At 60.2% G+C, this 19583-nt stretch carries 17 protein-coding genes and 2 pseudogenes; 6 read left to right on the forward strand and 13 right to left on the reverse strand.

The genetic code is table 11. The features are described 5' to 3' along the window. Window positions 1-18 precede the first annotated feature (18 nt). Window positions 19-246: a hypothetical protein gene (locus AC0V2S_RS23300; protein WP_475511784.1), complete on the forward strand. Its 228-nt coding sequence runs from the start codon at window positions 19-21 to the stop codon at window positions 244-246. Between the two features lie 248 nt (window positions 247-494). Here AC0V2S_RS23300 and AC0V2S_RS23305 read toward each other — a convergent pair whose 3' ends face one another. The 5 genes and pseudogenes from AC0V2S_RS23305 to mdeB all read right to left on the reverse strand — a co-directional run bounded on the left by AC0V2S_RS23305 (window position 495) and on the right by mdeB (window position 7121). Next, window positions 495-1232 carry a fumarylacetoacetate hydrolase family protein gene (locus AC0V2S_RS23305; protein WP_475511785.1) on the reverse strand — a complete coding sequence of 246 codons (738 nt, stop codon included), beginning with the start codon at window positions 1230-1232 and terminating at the stop codon, window positions 495-497. A 7-nt stretch (window positions 1233-1239) separates the two neighbouring features. Then, entirely contained in the window at window positions 1240-1881 is a 642-nt protein-coding gene (locus AC0V2S_RS23310; protein ID WP_475511786.1) for an FAD-dependent oxidoreductase, read from the reverse strand. Window positions 1882-1922: 41 nt separating this feature from the next. Next, a pseudogene (locus AC0V2S_RS23315) lies at window positions 1923-3113 on the reverse strand (FAD-dependent oxidoreductase); the annotation flags it as partial. Next, window positions 3040-4344 carry a dihydrolipoyllysine-residue acetyltransferase gene (aceF, locus tag AC0V2S_RS23320; protein WP_475511787.1) on the reverse strand — a complete coding sequence of 435 codons (1305 nt, stop codon included), beginning with the start codon at window positions 4342-4344 and terminating at the stop codon, window positions 3040-3042. The pseudogene AC0V2S_RS23315 and the gene aceF, both read right to left, overlap by 74 nt. A gap of 86 nt (window positions 4345-4430) precedes the next feature. Continuing rightward, window positions 4431-7121 (reverse strand): alpha-ketoglutarate dehydrogenase, encoded by a 2691-nt coding sequence (gene mdeB / locus AC0V2S_RS23325; RefSeq protein WP_475511788.1) that lies wholly within the window; start codon window positions 7119-7121, stop codon window positions 4431-4433. Window positions 7122-7245: 124 nt separating this feature from the next. On the opposite strand from mdeB, the gene AC0V2S_RS23330 reads away from it, so the two are divergent. Continuing rightward, a complete protein-coding gene (locus AC0V2S_RS23330) occupies window positions 7246-7761 on the forward strand; it encodes an Lrp/AsnC family transcriptional regulator (RefSeq protein WP_475511789.1) in 516 nt (171 codons plus the stop codon). Here AC0V2S_RS23330 and AC0V2S_RS23335 read toward each other — a convergent pair. The 6 genes and pseudogenes from AC0V2S_RS23335 to AC0V2S_RS23360 form a co-directional block, all read right to left on the reverse strand. Continuing rightward, window positions 7754-8638, reverse strand: a complete 885-nt coding sequence (locus AC0V2S_RS23335) for a methyl-accepting chemotaxis protein (protein WP_475511844.1) — start codon at window positions 8636-8638, stop codon at window positions 7754-7756. The genes AC0V2S_RS23330 and AC0V2S_RS23335 overlap by 8 nt on opposite strands. Continuing rightward, window positions 8633-9556 (reverse strand): annotated as a pseudogene (locus AC0V2S_RS23340) (HAMP domain-containing protein); the annotation flags it as partial. The pseudogene AC0V2S_RS23340 and the gene AC0V2S_RS23335, both read right to left, overlap by 6 nt. A gap of 361 nt (window positions 9557-9917) precedes the next feature. Further along, the gene (locus tag AC0V2S_RS23345) at window positions 9918-10637 is read right to left on the reverse strand and encodes a hypothetical protein (RefSeq protein WP_475511790.1); all 720 of its coding nucleotides are present in this window, start codon (window positions 10635-10637) and stop codon (window positions 9918-9920) included. A 51-nt stretch (window positions 10638-10688) separates the two neighbouring features. Continuing rightward, window positions 10689-11582, reverse strand: coding sequence for an SDR family oxidoreductase (locus AC0V2S_RS23350; protein WP_475511791.1), 894 nt, complete (start codon window positions 11580-11582; stop codon window positions 10689-10691). 13 nt (window positions 11583-11595) lie between these two features. Next, entirely contained in the window at window positions 11596-13068 is a 1473-nt protein-coding gene (locus AC0V2S_RS23355) for a carbohydrate porin (RefSeq protein ID WP_475511792.1), read from the reverse strand. A gap of 78 nt (window positions 13069-13146) precedes the next feature. Beyond that, a complete protein-coding gene (locus tag AC0V2S_RS23360) occupies window positions 13147-14364 on the reverse strand; it encodes an MFS transporter (RefSeq protein WP_475511793.1) in 1218 nt (405 codons plus the stop codon). A 116-nt stretch (window positions 14365-14480) separates the two neighbouring features. On the opposite strand from AC0V2S_RS23360, the gene AC0V2S_RS23365 reads away from it, so the two are divergent. Both AC0V2S_RS23365 and AC0V2S_RS23370 read left to right on the forward strand, forming a co-directional pair. Continuing rightward, entirely contained in the window at window positions 14481-15098 is a 618-nt protein-coding gene (locus tag AC0V2S_RS23365) for a TetR/AcrR family transcriptional regulator (RefSeq protein ID WP_475511794.1), read from the forward strand. A gap of 405 nt (window positions 15099-15503) precedes the next feature. Continuing rightward, complete coding sequence (locus AC0V2S_RS23370; protein ID WP_475511795.1) at window positions 15504-16550, forward strand: GGDEF domain-containing protein; 1047 nt, start codon at window positions 15504-15506, stop codon at window positions 16548-16550. A 17-nt stretch (window positions 16551-16567) separates the two neighbouring features. On the opposite strand, the gene AC0V2S_RS23375 is transcribed toward AC0V2S_RS23370, so the two are convergent. Beyond that, the gene (locus AC0V2S_RS23375; protein WP_475511796.1) at window positions 16568-17443 is read right to left on the reverse strand and encodes a LysR substrate-binding domain-containing protein; all 876 of its coding nucleotides are present in this window, start codon (window positions 17441-17443) and stop codon (window positions 16568-16570) included. A 109-nt stretch (window positions 17444-17552) separates the two neighbouring features. Between AC0V2S_RS23375 and AC0V2S_RS23380 the strand changes: the two genes are divergently transcribed. Next, a complete protein-coding gene (locus tag AC0V2S_RS23380; protein ID WP_475511797.1) occupies window positions 17553-18131 on the forward strand; it encodes a nuclear transport factor 2 family protein in 579 nt (192 codons plus the stop codon). 54 nt (window positions 18132-18185) lie between these two features. Further along, window positions 18186-19082 (forward strand): alpha/beta hydrolase, encoded by an 897-nt coding sequence (locus AC0V2S_RS23385; RefSeq protein ID WP_475511798.1) that lies wholly within the window; start codon window positions 18186-18188, stop codon window positions 19080-19082. A 58-nt stretch (window positions 19083-19140) separates the two neighbouring features. Here AC0V2S_RS23385 and AC0V2S_RS23390 read toward each other — a convergent pair whose 3' ends face one another. After that, window positions 19141-19518: a nuclear transport factor 2 family protein gene (locus tag AC0V2S_RS23390; protein ID WP_475511799.1), complete on the reverse strand. Its 378-nt coding sequence runs from the start codon at window positions 19516-19518 to the stop codon at window positions 19141-19143. Between the last annotated feature and the right edge of the window lie 65 nt (window positions 19519-19583).

Genomic DNA, 19583 nt, shown 5'->3' on the forward strand with positions numbered 1-19583 from the left:
GAATAGTTTTGAGTCGGTGTGTCGGATGGTCGAGGCCGGGTTGGCGTGGGCATCGTGCCGGAGTCGGCGGCGTTGCGGTATTTGCGCACCATGCAGTTTTTGATCAAGCCGCTGGATGAGGATTGGGCGTTGCGTGAACGTCATGTGTTGACGCGGCGTGGGGATGCGTTGCCCAGCTACACCCAGGCGTTGATTGACAGCATCATGAGTCATCCGGGGCATGCGGCGAGTCGCACCGTTTTGTAGCGGCGACTGGGCGACATCTGGAAGGTATTCACGACCAGCGTTTGCAAGCTTCGCCAGCAAGCTGGCTCCTACGATAACTGCGCATGCATCACCGTTCCGTAGGAGCGAGCTTGCTCGCGAAGCGGTTGGAGGAGGAGAACGCCGTTGCAGGGTTCGCCAGCAAGCTGGCTCCTACGATTACTCGTCGGTAAAGGTATTGATCAGTCGACCAATGCCTTCGATTTCCACCTCGCACACATCCCCAGGCTTCAAAACCGCGGAGGCTTGCGCGCATAACCCACGCCGGCCGGCGTGCCGGTGGCGATCACATCGCCGGGTTCCAGCGTCATTACTTCCGATAACAGACAGATCAACGTGGCAACGTCGAACACCATCTCGGCGGTGTTGCTGTCCTGGCGTACTTCGCCGTTCACCCGCAAACAAATGCGCAATCCCGACGCACCCGGCGGCAGTTCATCTGGCGTCACGATCAACGGCCCCAGCGCACCGGTGCGATCAAAGTTCTTGCCCATGGTCCACTGCGAAGACCGCCGCTGAAAGTCGCGCACCGTGGCATCGTTGAAGCAGGTATACCCCGCCACATAATCCAGCGCCCGCGCCTTGGTTACATGCTTGGCCGACTTGCCGATGATCACCGCCAACTCCGCTTCACCGTCCAGCTCCATGGAGGCCAACGGCAACAACATGGGGCGGCGGTGTGCCAACAACGAACTGGCCGCACGCAGAAAAATAGGCGGGTAATCCGGCACCGCATGCCCCACCTCGGCGGCATGATCGCGGTAGTTCAGGCCTACGCAGATGATCTTGCCGGTTGCCGGAACGGGGGTCAGATACTGGGCACTTTCAGCCGTCGTCCAATCGCTCTGCTCCCAGCGGCCACCAATCACTTCTTCAAGCGTGGCAGCCCCCGCACAAATACGAATAAACCCGCCTTCGAGCAAGCCGAAGGCGGGTTTTCCGTTACGCAGAATCCGAGCGATTTTCACAGGTTATTCAGCGACGCACTGCCGGCAGGTCGGTGCAGCTGCCATGGGCGACTTCTGCCGCCATGCCCACCGTTTCACCCAGGGTTGGATGCGGGTGAATGGTCTTGCCGATATCCACGGCATCGGCGCCCATTTCGATGGCCAGGCACACTTCGCTGATCAGGTCGCCCGCCCCCGTGCCGACTATGCCGCCGCCCACCACACGGTGCGTTTCGACATCGAACAGCAGCTTGGTAAAGCCTTCGTCGCGACCGTTGGCAATAGCCCGGCCTGAAGCGGCCCACGGGAACACGGCGGTCTCGACCTTGATGCCCTTGGCCTTGGCTTCCTGCTGGGTAAGTCCGGCCCACGCCACCTCGGGGTTGGTGTAAGCCACGCCCGGAATCTGCAGCGCATCAAAACTGCTGCGCGCCAGTTCGGCATTACCCGTGGCCTCGCCCGCCGCCACTTCCGCAGCAACATGCCCCTCATGCACGGCTTTGTGGGCGAGCATTGGTTGGCCAACAATATCGCCGATGGCGAAGATATGCGGCACGTTGGTGCGCAGCTGCTTATCCACGGCAATAAAGCCACGCTCGCCCACGGCGATTCCGGCCTTGTCGGCGTCGATTTTGTTGCCATTGGGGCTGCGGCCGACCGCCACCAACACCAGGTCATAGCACTGCGGTTCGGCCGGGCTTTTTCGCCCTCGAAGGTCACCCAGATGCCCTGCTCGTTGGCCTCGGCTTTTACAGTTTTGGTCTGCAACAGAATGTTGTCGAAACGCGAGGCGTTGTGTTTTTCCCAGACTTTTACCAGGTCGCGATCCGGGCCTTGCATCAAGCCGTCGAGCATTTCGACGACATCAATTCGCGAGCCCAGCGCCGAATACACGGTGGCCATTTCCAGACCGATAATCCCGCCGCCCACCACCAGCATGCGCTTGGGCACACTGCGCAGTTCCAACGCGCCTGTAGAGTCGACGATGCGAGGGTCATTCGGGAAAAACGGCAGCTTCACAGCCTGGCTGCCGGCGGCGATCACGCATTGCTTGAAGCGGATCACTTTCTTTTCGTCAGTCAGCTGCTGGCCGGTGCCCGAGGTGAGCGTAACTTCGACATGGTGTGCGTCGACAAAGCGCCCATAGCCGCGTACCACATCAACCTTGCGCCCCTTGGCCATCATGCCGAGGCCAGTGGTGAGCTTGCTGACCACCGCTTCCTTGTGCGCGCGCAGCTTGTCGATATCGACCGAGCTTGCGCCGTAGTCGATGCCCAGGGCGGCCAGATGCGGCACCTCTTCCATCACGTTGGCGATATGCAGCAGCGCCTTGGACGGAATGCAGCCCACGTTCAGGCAGACGCCGCCGAGCGAGGGATAACGCTCCACAATGATGGTTTTCTGGCCCAGATCAGCCGAGCGGAACGCGGCGGAATAACCGCCAGGGCCGCCGCCCAGAACCAGCACGTCGCATTCCAGATCGGCACCACCGGCGTGGGCAGCAGCCGCTGCCGGTGCAGGTGCAGGTGCAGGAGCCGGCGCAGCAGCAACAGGCGCGGGCGCAGCGGGTGCCGCCGCACTTGATTGCAGTTTCAGCAACACAGCGCCCTCGCCCACTTTGTCGCCGACCTTGACCACCACCTCGCTAACCACACCCGCGACAGACGACGGCACATCCATCGTCGCCTTGTCGGACTCCAGCACGCAGATCGGGTCGTTGACGTTCACCACGTCGCCCACCTTGACCAGCACTTCGATCACCGGCATCGCAGCGGCATCGCCGATGCCCGGCATCTTTACGTCAATAACCGAACTCATTGGCCAACCCTCACAGCGTAATTCGACGGAAGTCGGCCAACAGCGCAGACAAGTGCTGAAGGAAACGGGCCGCCGCAGCGCCATCGACTACACGGTGGTCCCACGACAAGGCCATTGGCAGAATCAGCCGCGGTACAAAACCTGCGCCATCCCACACCGGTTTCATTTGCGCGCGGGTCACGCCGAGAATCGCCACTTCAGGTGCGTTGATAATCGGATTGAAGCCGGTGCCGCCAATGCCGCCGAGGCTAGACACGGTGAAGGTGCCGCCAGTCATATCCGCTGGCCCCAACTTGCCGTCGCGGGCTTTCTTCGCTAACTCGCCGCACTCAGTGGCGATCTGGCCGATGCCTTTCTGGTCGGCATCGCGAATCACCGGCACCACCAGGCCGTTCGGCGTGTCGGCGGCAAAACCGATGTGGTAGTACTGCTTCAACACCAGAATCGGCTCGCCGTCTTCGTTGCCCAACGAGCTGTTGAACTGCGGGAAAGCCTTCAACGTGGCGACCGATGCCTTGATCAGGAACGCGAGCATCGTGTACTTGATCGCGTCCTTGCCGCCTTCCTTGTTCAGCAGTACGCGGAACGCTTCGAGCTCGGTGATATCCGCTTCTTCGTTGTTGGTAACGTGGGGAATCATTACCCAGTTACGCGCCAGGTTGGCGCCGGAGATTTTCTTGATCCGCGACAGCGCGACTTTCTCGATGCTGCCGAATTTGGAAAAGTCGATATCTGGCCACGGCAGCAAATTAAGCCCGCTACCTGAGTTGCCCCCGGCCGCCGAAGGATTGGCCGCACGAACCAGCGCGTCTTTAACGAAGCGCTCAACGTCTTCACGAACAATGCGCCCGCCTTTGCCGGTGGCCGCTACTTTGGAAACGTCCACACCCAGCTTGCGGGCATAGCCGCGCACCGATGGGCTGGCGTGGGGTTTCACACCGGAAGTGGTCACCACCGGCGCTTGTGGAGCGGGCGCTTTCACAGGCGTCACGGGTGCAGCCGGAGCAGCCGCTACGGGTGCCGGCGCTGCACTGACAGGTGCCGGTGCTGCTACCGGAGCAGGTGCTGCATCAGCCGCCATTTGCAAGGTGAGCATCGGGCTGCCCTTGGACACCCGATCGCCCACTTTGAGGGCTACCGACACAACGGTGCCGGCCACCGGGCTCGGCACATCCATCGAGGCCTTGTCCGATTCCAGGGTCAGCAACGCATCGTCAAACGCCACCACATCGCCCGCTTTGACCAACACTTCGATTACAGGAAGGTCTTTGAAGTCGCCGATATCCGGGACCTGAATTTCTCTGATTTCACTCATGACTAACCGTCGCCAAAAAAGTGGATCCACTCCCCGGACAGGGAGCGGATAAAACGCTCATCGAGCGCGTGCGAAGCGCAAATCCGTTAGCGCGTCCAGGGCGCCGGGCGGCTGCCATCCAGGCCGTAGCGCGCAACGGCGTCGGCCAGTACCTGACGCGGCAACTTGCCGTCGCGCACCAGGCCGTCCAGCGCGGCAAGCACCACCTGGTGACGGTCCACTTCGAAGAAACTGCGCAAGGCGGCACGGGTATCGCTGCGACCAAAGCCGTCAGTGCCCAGGGCGATAAAACGCGCATCGACGTAGCTGGCGATCAGTTGCGGCCAGGCACGTACGTAGTCGGAGGCGACAATCACCGGCGCATCACCTGTCAGCGAGGCGCTGAGATGGCTCACGCGCTCGGCTTCTGTTGGGTTCAGACGGTTATGGCGCTCCACGTCCCGTGCTTCGCGGGCCAGCTCGCTAAAGCTGGTGACGCTGAACACCTCGCTCGACACCTGCCAGTCCGCAGCCAGCAGTTCGGACGCAGCGATCACTTCACGCAGAATGGTGCCGCTGCCCAGCAAGCGCACCGAGCCACGCGACTCGGCGGCGTCGGTCGCGGCAAAGCGGTACATGCCGCGAATGATTTGATCCTCAACACCGGTGGGCAAGGACGGCTGGGCGTAGTTCTCGTTCATCACGGTGATGTAGTAGAACTCGTCAACATCGCGTTCCATCATCTGGCGCATACCGTGGTCGACAATCACCGCCAGCTCGCCGGCAAACGCCGGGTCATAGGCGCGGCAGTTCGGCACGGTGGCCGCTACCACATGGCTGCTGCCGTCCTGGTGTTGCAGGCCTTCGCCACCGAGGGTGGTACGGCCGGCGGTAGCGCCCAGCAGGAAGCCACGGGCACGTTGGTCGGCGGCGGCCCAGATCAGGTCGCCAACCCGTTGGAAACCGAACATGGAGTAGTAGATGTAGAACGGCAGCATCGGTTTGCCGTGGGCGCTGTACGAGGTCGCAGCGGCCACCCAGGACGACAGCGCACCGGCTTCGGTAATGCCCTCTTCCAGCAGCTGGCCGTCTTTAGCCTCGCGGTAATACAGCATGGAGCCGGCATCTTCCGGCTCGTACAGCTGGCCGAGCGGCGAGTAAATACCGATTTGGCGGAACAGGTTGGCCATACCGAAGGTACGCGCCTCGTCGGCCACGATCGGCACCACGCGCGGGCCCAGCTCTTTGTCTTTCAAAAGGCCGCCAAGCATGCGCACCACCGCCATGGTGGTGGACATCTCTTTACCGTCGGCTTCGAACGCAAAGCGTGCGTAGTCGCCAATGGCTGGAATGGCGACATGTTCGTTGCCCTTCTGCCGCGCTGGCATATAACCGCCTAACGCAGTTCGGCGTTCTTGCAGATAGCGCATTTCCTGGCTGTCTTCGGCCGGGCGATAGAAGCGCAGTTGCGCGACATCGTCGTCCGACAGCGGCAGCGCGAAGCGATCACGGAATTCCTTGAGCGCATCGATATCCAGCTTCTTGGCTTGGTGCGAGGTCATCCGCGACTCGCCCGCGCCGCCCATGCCATAACCCTTCTTGGTTTTTGCCAAGATAACGGTCGGCCGGCCTTTGTGTGCCTTGGCCGCAGCGAACGCGGCAAACAGTTTGCGGAAGTCGTGGCCGCCGCGTTTGAGCGCGTCGATATCGGCATCGGACATATGCGAAACCAGCGCCTGAATCTCTGGGTCTTGCTGGAAGAAGTGCAGCAGGTTGTAGGCGCCGTCTTTGGAGCCGAGGGTCTGGTATTGGCCATCCACGGTATCGGCAAAGCGTGCCAGCAAGGCGTTGTTGGTGTCGCGGGAGAACAATGGGTCCCAGTCCGAGCCCCAGATCACTTTGATCACGTTCCAGCCAGCACCGGTAAACAGCGCTTCGAGTTCCTGGATCACCTGACCGTTGCCACGCACCGGGCCGTCGAGACGTTGCAGGTTGCAGTTGACGATAAAGGTCAGGTTGTCGAGCTTCTCGCGGGCGGCCAGGGTGAGGCCGGCAATCGATTCCGGCTCGTCCATCTCGCCGTCACCGAATACGCCCCACACGTGGCGGTCGGCGGTTTCGGCGAGGTTGCGGTGTTCGAGGTAGCGCATATAACGCGCTTGGTAAACGGCACTGATTGGGCCGATGCCCATGGAGCCAGTGGGGAATTGCCAGAAGTCCGGCATCAGCCACGGGTGCGGGTAGGAACTGAGGCCGTTGCCGCCCACTTCCTGGCGGTAGTTGGCCAGTTGCTCTTCCGACAGACGCCCTTCAAGGAACGCGCGAGCGTAAACGCCCGGCGCCGAGTGCGGCTGGTAAAACACCAGATCGCCGCCGTGCTTGTCATCACGGGCGCGGAAGAAATGGTTAAACCCGACTTCGAAGATTTCGGCGGCAGACGCATAACTGGCGATATGCCCGCCCAAGTCCCCGTACGCCTGGTTGGCGCGCACCACCATGGCCAAAGCATTCCATCGAATAATGGAAGTAATCCGTTCCTCGACAGCAAGATCGCCTGGATAGACACCCTGCTTTTCAAGCGCAATTGTGTTGCGGTAGGCCGAGTACGGATGCACGTGCGAGGTGATGCCAAGTGCTCTTGCGTGTTGCTCCAATTGTTTCAACAGAAACTGGCCGCGCTCGGAACCGCCGTCGCGCACGACAGCCTCTAAAGACTCCAACCATTCCTGTGTTTCTTCTCGGTCAATATCCAGCGACGCCATTGACCCAGTTATTGAATTTTCATTTAGCGAACTCATAGCTGCCTCCCTCTTAATTGTTGTTAGCTTAAAGATGAACCGACAGAACGTGCCGCCGAACTAAGCTTCTTTGCTACTGTTTTTCGGCATAGAATGCCGCGTACTTAATTTTTTGAGGTGTGATATGCCGCAAACACAACTCGATGCAACCGACCTGCGAATCCTTGAGGAATTGCAGATTAATGCCCGGATAACCAACATCGACCTGGCTGCGCGCGTGCATCTTTCGCCCTCGCCGTGTTTAACCCGAGTGCGTGCGCTGGAAGAGTCTGGTTTGATCAGCCGTTATGTAACGCTGCTCGATCCATATGAACTTGGATTGAGCGTTAGTGTATTTATCCAGATAACCCTGGAACGTCAGGTAGAGCGTGCGTTAGAAGCCTTTGAAGAAGCGGTACAGAACTATCCCGAAGTGATGGAGTGTTATTTGATGACCGGCGATGCCGATTACCTTATTCGGGTGGTTGTTCCCGATGTTCAGGCACTTGAGCGGTTTATCGTCAATCAACTTTCCAAAATTCCCGGTGTTGCCAATATCCGTTCGAGTTTCGCGCTCAAACAGGTGAAATATAAAACCGCCTTACCCCTGCCCCGCTCCGACTCACCTAAAACCACCCCTGGCAAAGTGCGTGCTAAATGACCCCAGGTAACGCGGCGGTGCGAAAACCACCAACCGCTGCGTTGAGGGCACCGCCCACTTGCTCCAAGCCGCGTACCGAGGCGTCGAGCAAACCGCTCGCTTCGGTGCTTTGCTCTGCCACCGCACGTACCCGCTCCATGCTTTCGCCCACCTGTTCGGCCACCGCACTTTGCTGTTCGGCGGCGGCGGCGATTTGCTGACTCATCTGCTCTACGGTCGATACCGCCGCAGCGATTTCCTGCAGTGCCAGTGAGGCTTGCGCCGCCAGCACCACGCTCTCGCCGGTCAACGTCTGGCTACCGCGCAAGCGACTGGCCGCCTGCTCGGCGACGGTGCGCAGCTGCAAAATAATGGCGGCGATATCATCGGTAGACGCCTGGGTGCGCCGTGCGAGATTGCGCACTTCGTCCGCCACCACGGCAAACCCGCGACCGTTTTCGCCGGCACGCGCCGCTTCAATCGCCGCATTCAACGCGAGCAGATTGGTTTGTCCGGCCAGGGCATTGATCACATCGAGCACCTTGCCGATGGCGGCGCTTTCTTCCAGCAGCAAGCCCATGGCTTCGGAGCAGCCACTCATCTCGCGCTCCAGATGACCGATCTTGTTGCTGGCCTGGCGCACCAGTTCTTCGCCTTTGCGCGCCTGGCTATTGGCCAATTCGACGGCATCGCGGGTTTGGCTGGCATTGCGCGCTACATCTTGCGAGGTGGCGGCCATCTGCTGCATGGCGGTGGCCGCCAACTCGGTTTCTTCGCGCTGTGAATCGACGCCCAGGCGGGTGCGGTCGGTGACTTGCACCAGGCCGTCAGCCGCCTGATTCAACTGGCCGACACCGTGGCCAATCCGGCCGATCAGCCCGCGCAGGCTGTCGAGCATCACGCCGACACTGGTGAGCAACTGGCCCAGTTCATCCCGGCGGCCGCCGGCATCGATCTGCGCGCTGAGGTCGCCCGACGCCACGCGCTGGGTGAGTGCTACGGCCTGGCGCAGCGGCTGCAGAATCAGGTGACGAATCAGCAATCCGGCGCCAATACCAAAGGCCAATGCGAACAGCACGATGCCTTCAAGCAACCGCACCACGCGCTGGCTCATCGACTGCGAGGCTTGCACCTGGGAGACACGGGCGGCACCGAGCAAGTCGCTCACCTTGTCGGCGGCGGCATTCATCGCGGTCTGACTGTCGCTGGCCTGATCGCGGCTGGCGGCGTAGCCATTGAAGGCCGTGGCGTATTCAGCCAGGGCCGCGCGGGCCTGGGTCAGCGAGTCACGCTCGGAACCTTCCAGGCGCAGCTCGAGGTTTTCCATATACGAGCGCAGCTCGACGACGCGGGCTTCCCAGGCGTTGCGGACTTCGGTGGTGCCTTGCAGGGTGAAATACAGCTCGCTGTCGCGCAGGTTGGCCAACTTGTCACGCAAGGTGGAGGCCTGTTCCAGCTGCAGCATGCGCACCGAGTCGGCTGGCTGTTGCTGCGAGGCCAGGAGGTTTACCGCGTCAAGTTGGTCCAGCATGACCACGGTAAAACGCTCGCCCACCACCTGCGCCAACTCCTGCATGCGCATGCGCGCCGCGCGGGAATCACGCTGGGCTTTGGCGTAGCGTTGGAATTGGGCTAGATAGGTTTTGGCGGCTTCAACGGAGTCGCCCTGCGCATCCGATTGCGCGAGTTTGGAGACCAGCTCATCAGTGAGGCTGGCCACCTTGCTGGCTTCGCCCTCGGCCAATTCCAGACCGAAGGCTTTTACCGCGACCTGGGCCTGCAGCATCAACGATTCGACGGCCGCCACGTCGTTCATTTTGACGGCGCGGGCTTCGAGCACGTTGAAGGCGTAGAACGCCGTGGCGGCAACGCCCAGCGTCGACAACAGCACCAAGCCAAACCCCAGCGACAGCTTGGTGCCGACTGACAGGTTGCCCAGTACACGGGCGATCACAAGGACCACCCGTTGATTAACGAAAGAGGAGATGGCGTGAGGCACACGGGCGAGCTACGCATAGTGAGATCTTCTTATTGTTCTTCGATTTCCGACGCTGAACGTCGACTGCGTTCAGAGCCTATCTCGACTGCGTAAAGCTCGGCCAATGGCCAATAATGATGCGGGCTAGTTGAAATGGTGATGGCTGGTTCGTTGGGCTTCGCCTTTGGCTCAACCCAACCTACCTCGCGTCGAGGTTCGCCAACCCATCCGTCACCTGGCTCAGGTAATAAGCCGCCCCGCCCGTCACCCAACCCTTGTCACTTTTCAGCAACCGCGGGCGCACGTAATCGTATTTGCCCTGGAGTTTGCTCAGCTGCGCCGCCTTCTGCGGCCAGCTCTGCTCAAGGGCGGTAAAGCCTTCGATGATTTGCTGGTCCAGTTGCATGAAGGTGTTTTCATCCGCGTCGACGACGTACACGATCAGCCCGCTAAAAATGCGCGCCTGATAAAGCAATTGCAGACGTTGGATATTCAGGCTCAGCGCATGCAAGGCCAGGCTCGGCTCGCCTGGCGCCACCGTGGCGTAGCGCTTGGCGGCCTGCTGATCGAGGCTGGCCTGGGCCTTGAGCAGCGGGTTGATCCAGGTGGGATAAAGCGCCGCACTGCTCGCCGGCTGACGCTCCAGTTCCTCGATGCGCTTACCCATATCAGCGGCAGCCTGGATCAACTGCGGGTCTTCCTCCTGCGCCACCAGTTGCTGCAACGTCAGCAGGTCCTGGTGATAGCGCTCGGTAAAACGGGGATCACTGCCGTCTTGATTAGGGTTGTAGCGAACCAGCAGGTTGCTACACACACTGAAGGCTTTACCTCGAATAGTTTGCAAACGTTCGGCATCGGCGCTGGCGATGGCCAGCGTGGGCAACAGCAGTAAAACGCAGACAAGCAGGCGGTTGAGCATGACAATTTCCTTATTGTTTTGGTTCATGCGGTTCGGGGTAAAGCCGTACGGTTATTTCAGTGCTTGGTAGGCCACGTACTCCTTGCGCACGAAGTCTTCGAACGCCGTGGCCGGGCGGCCCAGCAGCCAGCTAAGTACGTTCGAGTTACCGAGGAAGTCGTGGTTGCTGTAGCGTTTTTCGATGGATGAACTCACCCGTTGCTGGTGCGCGAACGTAACGGGATCGCCCTCGCCAAATCGCGCCTTGATAAAGGCCGCCATATCGATGCGCTCAACGCGGATGTCGGTGCCGAGCACGTTCGACAGTGCCTTGCCGATGTCATGGGCGGTAAAGCGACCAGGCCCGACCAGCTCATAGGTGGCAGAGAAATGGCGGTTGGGCTGGGTCAGCACCTGGGTCGCCACTTCGGTGACGTCGTCCAGATCAACCATCGATTGATAGCGCTCCAACGACCAGGACAGGCGGAACACGTGCTCTTCAAACACCGGTTTCAAGCGCGGCGCCAGCATGTAGTTGGCGGGCTGCAGAATGGTGAATTCCAGGCCCGACGAGAGCAGGTGCTCTTCGATATCACGCTTGATTTCGTGCTGTACCAGGTCGGTGGTGATGGCGTGCAGCACCGAGCTGAACACGAAGTGCCCTACCCCGGCTTCACGCGCGGCATCGATGATGGTGAAGCCCATCTCGCGCTCGGCTGGGTGCAAGGTCGGGCCGATGTGATAGATGCTCGACACGCCTTGCACGGCCTGGCGGATAAAGGCCGTATCGGCCAGATCGCCCACCAACACTTCCTGTACGCCCAGCTTGCGCAAAGCGTCGGCGGAGGAGTTGCTCTGTACACAGGCACGCACGCGGTGGCCGCCGGCGAGCAGTTGTGGCACCAGGCGTTTGCCCTGGTTGCCATTGGCGGACGTTACAAGAATCAGTGCAGGAACATGAGTCATCGGTGTAGCTCCATCAGAAGAACAGCGTGAGACTGAGTTGCAGGTTCAGTGCATCTTTGACGTCGGGGCTGAAAGCCGGTTTTTCCACGTAACTCACGCCAGTACGGAAGTACGTACCCGCCGCGACGCGCATGTTGTAGGCCAAGGTTGTCGACTTGGAGTCATCGGCGTTGGAAACATGGATCTGGTCCAGTTTCTTGTTGGCGTCGTCGCTATAACTTGTGTACCCGTACTCCAGCATCAGCAGGTCGAAGGGGCGCGAGTCGAGCGGACCTTTGGCGAACACCCGCAGGCCGTAATACAAGTCGAACAGGTTGCGATCTTCGGGTGCCGACATCCAGGTAAAACCGGCATACAGACCACGCGAGGCGATGGCGCTGTCGAACTGGTAGAACTGGTAGTCGCCCAGCACGTAACCGGCGTAGTTGTCGTCGCTGCGCTCGTTGCTGAGGAACTGCGTGTAGTCCGAGGTGTTGTGGATATAGCCGGCACGCAGCCAGGCGTAGGGGCTGCCCGGCTTGGCTTCGCGCTTGTAGCCAAGCTCGTCGATATACAGCACACCGGTATGGTCCGCATGCAGATCCAGTTCACCCAGGTGGCGGTCGATTTCCGCGCCCATGCCATCAGAGCTGACGCTGCGCTGTACGCCAAACTTGTTGTAGAAGTTGCCCATATTCAGGGTGACGTTGGCGGCCGGCGTGGACACCGGCGCATGGCTCAAGCCGACCTGGAACGGGATAACCGCCTGCAGGCCTTGGGTGCCGCCGACCAGCGTGCCGCCGGTAAAGGGACCGATAAATTCCAGGTCGTTAGGCAGCACGCCCACTTTGAATTCGACGGTTTTATCCCACAGGCTTTGGTAGTACGCGATGCGCGTAAAGCTGAAACGCGAGGATGGATTCACCTCGTCCCAGCTGGAGTAGTAGCTGCCAACGCCGAAGATAAATTGGCCATTGTCTAGGCCGACCTGGCCGAGGTCATAGGTGAAACCGGCCAGCAAATTGTTTGAGTACGTAGGGCGCTCGCCGCTATAGGCCTGCGGCCGGTGCCGGTCGTGGTCCATGTAGTTGTTGGCGAAAGTGCTCATGTTGAGGATGCTGAAACCGATGCCGTGGTCGGCGAGATCAGAGCGCAAGCCGTCAGCATCACCGAGGATGCTTTCCGACGGCGGCGGCAACTCGGTCAGTTGACCGTGTTCGACCAGCGCATCAATTTTCGCGAACTGCTTTTTGCGCTCGATGATATGGCCGAGCAAGGCGCTGTCGGGCAGTGCTGGCTTGGCGGCCAGGGTCGCCGCCCCGGCGGGGCTCGGCTGTTTCAGTTCCGGGGCAACCTGACCGGCGCCAGGCGGCTCGGTGGGAAGTTCGGCAGCGCTGGCCTTCAGCGAATGGCCTGCCCAGATGGCGACAGAAGCCGCGAGCGTGAGGCGCAAAAATTCAGGCGCGCGCTTGCGGATCGGGGTCGTCCCGATTGGCTTGGGGTGCATAGTCTTTCCTTTTATTTTTGTATTCAGCACTCGTTGGCGCAGGTCGCACGCCAACTGCACGAAGGCTGATAAATCGCGCTACGTAACGGTTACGGCAACAACAGGTGAGGCCTGCTCCGGGGCCTTGACCGCGACGCACAACAAGCCGAAGGCAAGCACCGGGAGGATCGGAAACAGCAACAAGCCGGTTTGATACGAGCCACTTTTGTCGAACACCATCCCCAGGGCGATGGGGCCGACAATGGCGCCCAGCAGCGTCACGGAAAAGGCGCTGCCAAATATCCGCGCATAGGCCAGCCGTCCGAAGCGTCGGGCAATCAGATAACCCAGCAGATCGATCTCGGCCCCCTGCATGGCACCAATCAGAAAGCTGGCGGGCAGCGCCCACTTGAGCCCTTCCAGCAGCATCAGGAAACCCACCAGTTGGCAGAAGAGGAACAAGCCCGCGACGGTTCGCGTGTGCAGGTGATCCAGCAACGCGCCACCTGTGAGGCGACCAAATAGAGAACCGACTGAACCGGCAGCCACGATGCCGGCGATCTGCGGGCCGGTAGCGCCCCAATCCGACAACATGGCCGGCAGGTGGACGTTGCTGCCCACGGCGCCGAACAGCACCACGGCAAACGCCGCGGCATACAGCCAGAAATCGCCGGTAGCCAGGGCACCGCGCAGGGTCAAACCGTCCTGGCTCAGCGCGACTTGTTCGTCACGCCGTTCGGCCTCGGGAACCGGTCCTTTGTTATCGCGCACAAACACCGTCAAGTTGATCAGGCCGATCACCAACGCCACCACGCCGGCCACCACAAACGCCTCGCGCCAGCCGTGCAATTCGATATGTTGTGAAATCAGAAAAGAGAAGCCGCCGGTGCCTACCGCCAAACCTGACGAGGTGATGGCAAAGGCCAGGCCCAAGTGCTTGTCGAACCAGCGCTGGGTCAGATACAGAAATGCCGGGTAGCTGGCCAAATTGCCGAACGCTACACTCAGCGCCGTCATCGCCATGAAGGCGGCAAAAGAATGGGTGAGCGACAGGCACATATAGCTGCCGCAGCCCAACAAGGTACCGACCAAGGCGGTCCGGCGCGCGCCGAAACGATCGACCAGGTAACCGGCCAGTGGCAGCACCAGGGCGTTACAGACCGACGCGACAGAAATGATGAGGGCGAACTCGGTACGCGACCAACCAAACTCGCCGGTCACCGACTTCATGAACAACCCGAGCGGGATCAGCAAAATAGCCGGAGAGGCAATGCTCATCCCGAGAAAACAGCCAACCAATACGGACCAGCGCTTCATGTCTTGTGACCTTGTTATTGTTGTGGCACACGAACTTGACGCCTGGAGCCTAAGGTTTTGCGCAAGCAAACTCAATACGCGTTGATATATTTACGACCAAAGTTAAAGGACTACTTTTGAAAGAGCCAACTCCCCCTACGCCGCGTCGCGGACGCCGCCCTGGCCCCGGCAACACGCGTCAGGCTGTACTCGATGCCGCGCGCGAGCGCTTTGCTACCGATGGTTTTGCCGCCACCACCATTCGCCTGGTGGCCGCCGATGCGCAGGTCGACGTCTCGCAGGTCATGCAGTTCTTTGGCTCCAAGAACGACCTGTTCGCCGCCGTGATGCACATTCCCGCCGAAGCCCTTGAAGGGCTGAGCACCGTATTCGAAGTGCGTGACAGCCAGCTCGGCGAACGTGTGGTGCGCGCCTTTCTTCACGCCTGGGAAGGCGACGAAGCCCAGTCGGCACCGCTGATGGCCACCCTGCGCGGCGCGGTGGTGAATGAGCAGGCACGCGAACAACTACGCGATTTTATTCAATCCAGGCTGTTGGCCGGTTTTCGTGAAGACCTGGGCCCGGACGCCACCTTGCGCGCGGGCCTGGCCTCGGCATTGCTGGTGGGGATTATTGTCAGCCGGCGCATCATTGGCGTGCCGTTGCTGGTTGAGGCGCAAACCGACGAATTGGTTTCGATCGTGGGGCCGGCAATTCAGGAAATTCTGGCGCCGCGTGGGGCTGAGGCCGTTTAACTCAGCAAGGTAGCGACGAGTGTGTGCAGGTGGCTGTCAATGCGGGATGTTCTGTTGGGTACGTTGACGAACTTCACGCTAAAGCGTGGTGTCTCGTCTGAATTCCAGAAGTAGCCTGTTTAGGCTACTTTCCCGCTCCTCCCCGTCATGTTCTCCGCTCAACGCTGCCTCAAGGTGGCTCGTCGATTCAGCGCTGCTATATTCAGATGAAGTGATTTACAAGGATGCCAATCGCTTCTCCCCGCGTGCCGCACCGAGTAACCGCACCACGCGCATCGAATCGAGAGGCCTCAGCCAGGAAGGTGTATGACGCAATCCAACCCCCCTGATACGCGCCCTCCCGCACTTCCTGAACAGTCTCTTCCGCTCGAGGAGGATCAATCCGCACGGCTGCGCAAGCTGGGCATGGCCGTCGTGTCTTATCTGGCCACGTTGCTCCTGGTGTTTTTCTTCTACCGCGCCGGGCTGCTGCCGATGGCGGGCGTTATTGGCTATGCCGTGTTGGCGGCGCTGCTCAGTCTGGTGTTTTTCCTGCTGATTCGGTCGGGGCGCAATCTGCAATTCGCCGACCCCAACATGGCGTTCGCGCAAATCGTTTGCTCGGTCATTCCGTCCCTGCCGGTGCTGTACTACCTCGAAAATGGTCAAGCCCGAGGGGTGGTGTTGATGCTGGCTGTGGTACCCGTCACCTATGGGGTGATGACGCTTGGCACCGCCACGCTTATTCGTGCCATCGTCGCGATTCTCGGCGGTTACCTGCTCTCGCTGGCCCTGCTGTGGCTCACCAATGAGCAGGCGGTTATCGGCTCGCTGGAAGCCCTGCAGGTGCTGGCCGTTCTGCTGGTTTCGGCGCAGGTGGTGTGGCTCGGCAGCCATATCAACCGGCTGCGCAACGAGGTGCTCGAACGCAACCGCACCCTCAATCTGACGATGACTGAACTGCACGAAGCGCTCGCCACCATCCAGGCGCTGGCCACCCGCGATGAACTGACCGGGCTGTTCAACCGCCGTCATTTGCAGAACGTACTGGCGCAGGAACTGGCGCGTTTTCACCGCGATGGCCAGGCGTTCAGCGTGTGCTTGCTGGACATCGACCACTTCAAACAGATCAACGACAGCTACGGCCACGAGGGCGGCGACAAAGTACTGCGTACCCTGGCTGAACACATTCAAACTAACGTGCGCAGCGTGGATTGCTTTGGGCGTTTTGGCGGTGAGGAGTTCTTGCTGATTTTGCCCACCACCTCGCTGGAGGGCGCAAAACTCAAGGCCGAGCGCCTGCGCCAGTTGGTGGAGGCGTTGCAGTTTCCCGAGTTTGGCAGTGACTTTCGCCTGACGGTGTCGATTGGCGTGGCCGAAGCCGGTAACGAGCCATTCGACGCCACCCTGCGCCGCGCTGATACGGCCTTGTACGTGGCGAAAAAAGCCGGACGCAATCGGGTGATGGCTTAAAAACTTGGCGGAGCCCGCTAACCTTTGCGGGCAATCGACAGAAACGCACGAACAGCACCGCCCGCCTCGTCATTGCGGCTGACCAGTAGCAGATCCGCCTGCGGCTTGGCATCGGCAAGCTCTCGATAGACCACCCCTGGAATGGTGGCATTCAACAGCGTTTCGGGCGCCAGTGCGATACCCAGGCCGGAGGCAACCATGGCAAGCAGACTGAGCGTGCTGGTGGTGCGATGCACGTCCGGTTCGCGACCCAGAATCTCGCGCAGTCCTTCGATCATGATGTCCTCGCCTTGGGCGGCGTAGACGATGATTGGCTGCGCTTGCAGCATTGCCAAGCGCAACGACGGCTCATTGGCCAGCGGATGCGTATCCGGCATCGCCACCAGCAGACGCCAGGTGCCAATATTTTCAAAGGCCAATTCAGCACCGTACGACAACGCGCCATGCGTCGGCACGTACCCGACATCCAACTCCCCGGCCAACAAGGCTTCAACTTGCAGGTGAGGCGGCAGTTCCCGAAGCACCACCTCGGCCTTTGGGTAAACGGCATGGAACGCGCGCACATCCGTCTTTAGCCGGCCACTGAACACAGCATTGCCGGCGAACCCTACCCGTACAGTGCCCATCTCCCCGCGCAGGGTGCGTTGCACCACTAGTTGCGTGTGGGCGGCTTGGTCCAAGGTGCGCTGCGCCTCCACCCGCAGCAAAACGCCGGCTTCAGTCAGCTCCACGCGCCGACTGGTGCGCAGAAACAGCTGCCCGCCCAGTTCGGTCTCCAGGGCCTTTATCTGCATGCTCAACGCCGACTGCACGATGTGCAGGCGCTCGGCCGCGCGACCAAAGTGGCCCTCCTCGGCCACTGCCAGAAAGTAACGCAAATGTCGCAGATCCATGGGGTCTCTTCGCCTTCAGTTTTACTGATAGATCTTTCATATCAATCTATTTGAGTTTGATGCAAGAGAAGAAGATGCTCGGTCCACCTCTATTTCCGTGAGACCCACCATGCAAACGCTGCTCGAAGACCGCCTGCAAATCAGCGACCTCATCAATGGCTGGATTCACCGTGATCTGAGCCAATGGGACCAACTGGCCGACCTCTTTCACCCGGATGGCGTTATTGAAATCACCTGGTTCGAGGGGCCGTTTGCCCAGTTCATCGAAGGCTCCAAGCGCATGGGTGGTTCCAAGCTGCGCACAAAACACTTGATCGGCATCCCGGTGGTGACGTTCAACGGCGCCAAAGCCATCGTCGAAACCAACGCGATGATCGTCGCCGAGAATGCCGAGCTGGGCCTTGGCTGCTGCGTACACAACCGCTTCTACGACCGCGTGGAAAAACGCGACGGCAAATGGAAGTTGGTCAACCGCCAGAGCGTCTACGACATGGGCAGCTTTACCTTCCCACGAGGCGTGGTGGACATCGAACAAGCCGTGGCGGCCAAGTACCCCATTGAGTACGCCGCCCTCGCTTACCTGTTGGAAAAAAGCGGCTTCCCGCTGAGCCGAGTGTTTGCCACCCGTGGCAGCGAGCTGGAAACCAGCATGAAACAAAAAGGCACTGCCTGGCTGACCGCAGCCTGAGCCATCCGCAGTTTCAGGCGCCTTAACAATCATAAAAACAGGACACAGACCGCCATGAACAACGCAACCACTCCCTCCACGTGCCTGGACTATGTCGTTTCCGGTTTGGGCATCACATTGTCCGGCCGCGCAAGACTGCCCGAGAACGGCGACCCGAAACGGCCGCTGATCATCGCCATTCACGGGGGCACCTACTCTTCGAAGTATTTCGATACCGAGGGGTATTCCTTGCTGGACCGGGCAAACGCCCAGCACCTGCCTATTTTCGCCATTGACCGCCCGGGCTACGGCAAGAGTGCCGACTACGCGTCGGCATCGCCGAACATTGTCCATAACGCAGAAATTCTTGAATCGGCCGTTCACGAAATCTGGCGCAACAACTCGCATCAGGCCCGCGGCGTGGTGCTGATCGGGCACTCCATCGGCGGCGCTATTTGCATCGCGTTGGCGGCTCGCCAGCCTACGTGGCCGCTGCTCGGCATTGCAGTGTCTGGCGTAGGACTGGACCCGGTGCCCGAGTCAAAAAGCAAGTGGAACGAGATTCCGCCGAGCCAGACGCTGGTCAGCATTCCCATGGAGGCCATGAACGGCTTTTTCTTTGGCCCCGAAGGCACCTACGACCCTGCCGTAATGCCCCAGGCAAGCTATGCCGCAGGCGCACCGGCACCGCGCAGTGAACTGATCGATATCAGCCTGGGCTGGCCGAAAATCGTCACCAAACTGGCGGCCAAAGTTACTGTCCCGGTGCATTACCGCCAGCCAGAATTTGAAAAACTCTGGCCCGTCAACGACGCACTGATTCGCCAGTTTGCCGACGCGTTTACCAACAGCCCTGAGGTCGACGCGGCAATGCTTGAAGGGGCCGGCCATTGCATCGACTTCCACCGTGTTGGCGAACAGTTCCAACTGCAGCAACTGGCCTTTGCCAAGCGCTGCGCCGAGCGCGTTTAAGCCTGCTGCAACGCGCCCGATAGCATGTCTGCTACCGGGCGTTTTTTGGAGCGAATAGTTAAAGATTGGTCGCCTGAAAACTAACCTGCCGCCACGCCCCGTCACGGCATAACCAGACCTGTGTCGTCACCACATCCATGTCCCGCTGCTCGCCACTGCTGCGCAACACGATCCGCTGCAGCAACCTGCCGGTCGCCACGGCCAGTTCGCCATACACTTGTACATCGAGGTTTTTGCGCTCGACCCGCAGGAACGTTATGCCCTCGCGCACCAACTTGAGATAGGCCGGTTTATCGTCTATCGCACCGGTCGCGTGGATATGCACCAACTGGTCATCCACCAACTCAGTCAACTGCACGAAATCACCCTCTTCCAATGCACGACACCGTAGGTTCTCACACTCTACAACTGCGCTTACTGCCTGCTGCTCGTTCATAGCTATCTCCTTTCTAAATAACTAAAGGACTGCAAGCGAGTAACTTGCAGCCCTTGCATTTCGAT

Source organism: Pseudomonas sp. CC11G (assembly GCF_056174845.1).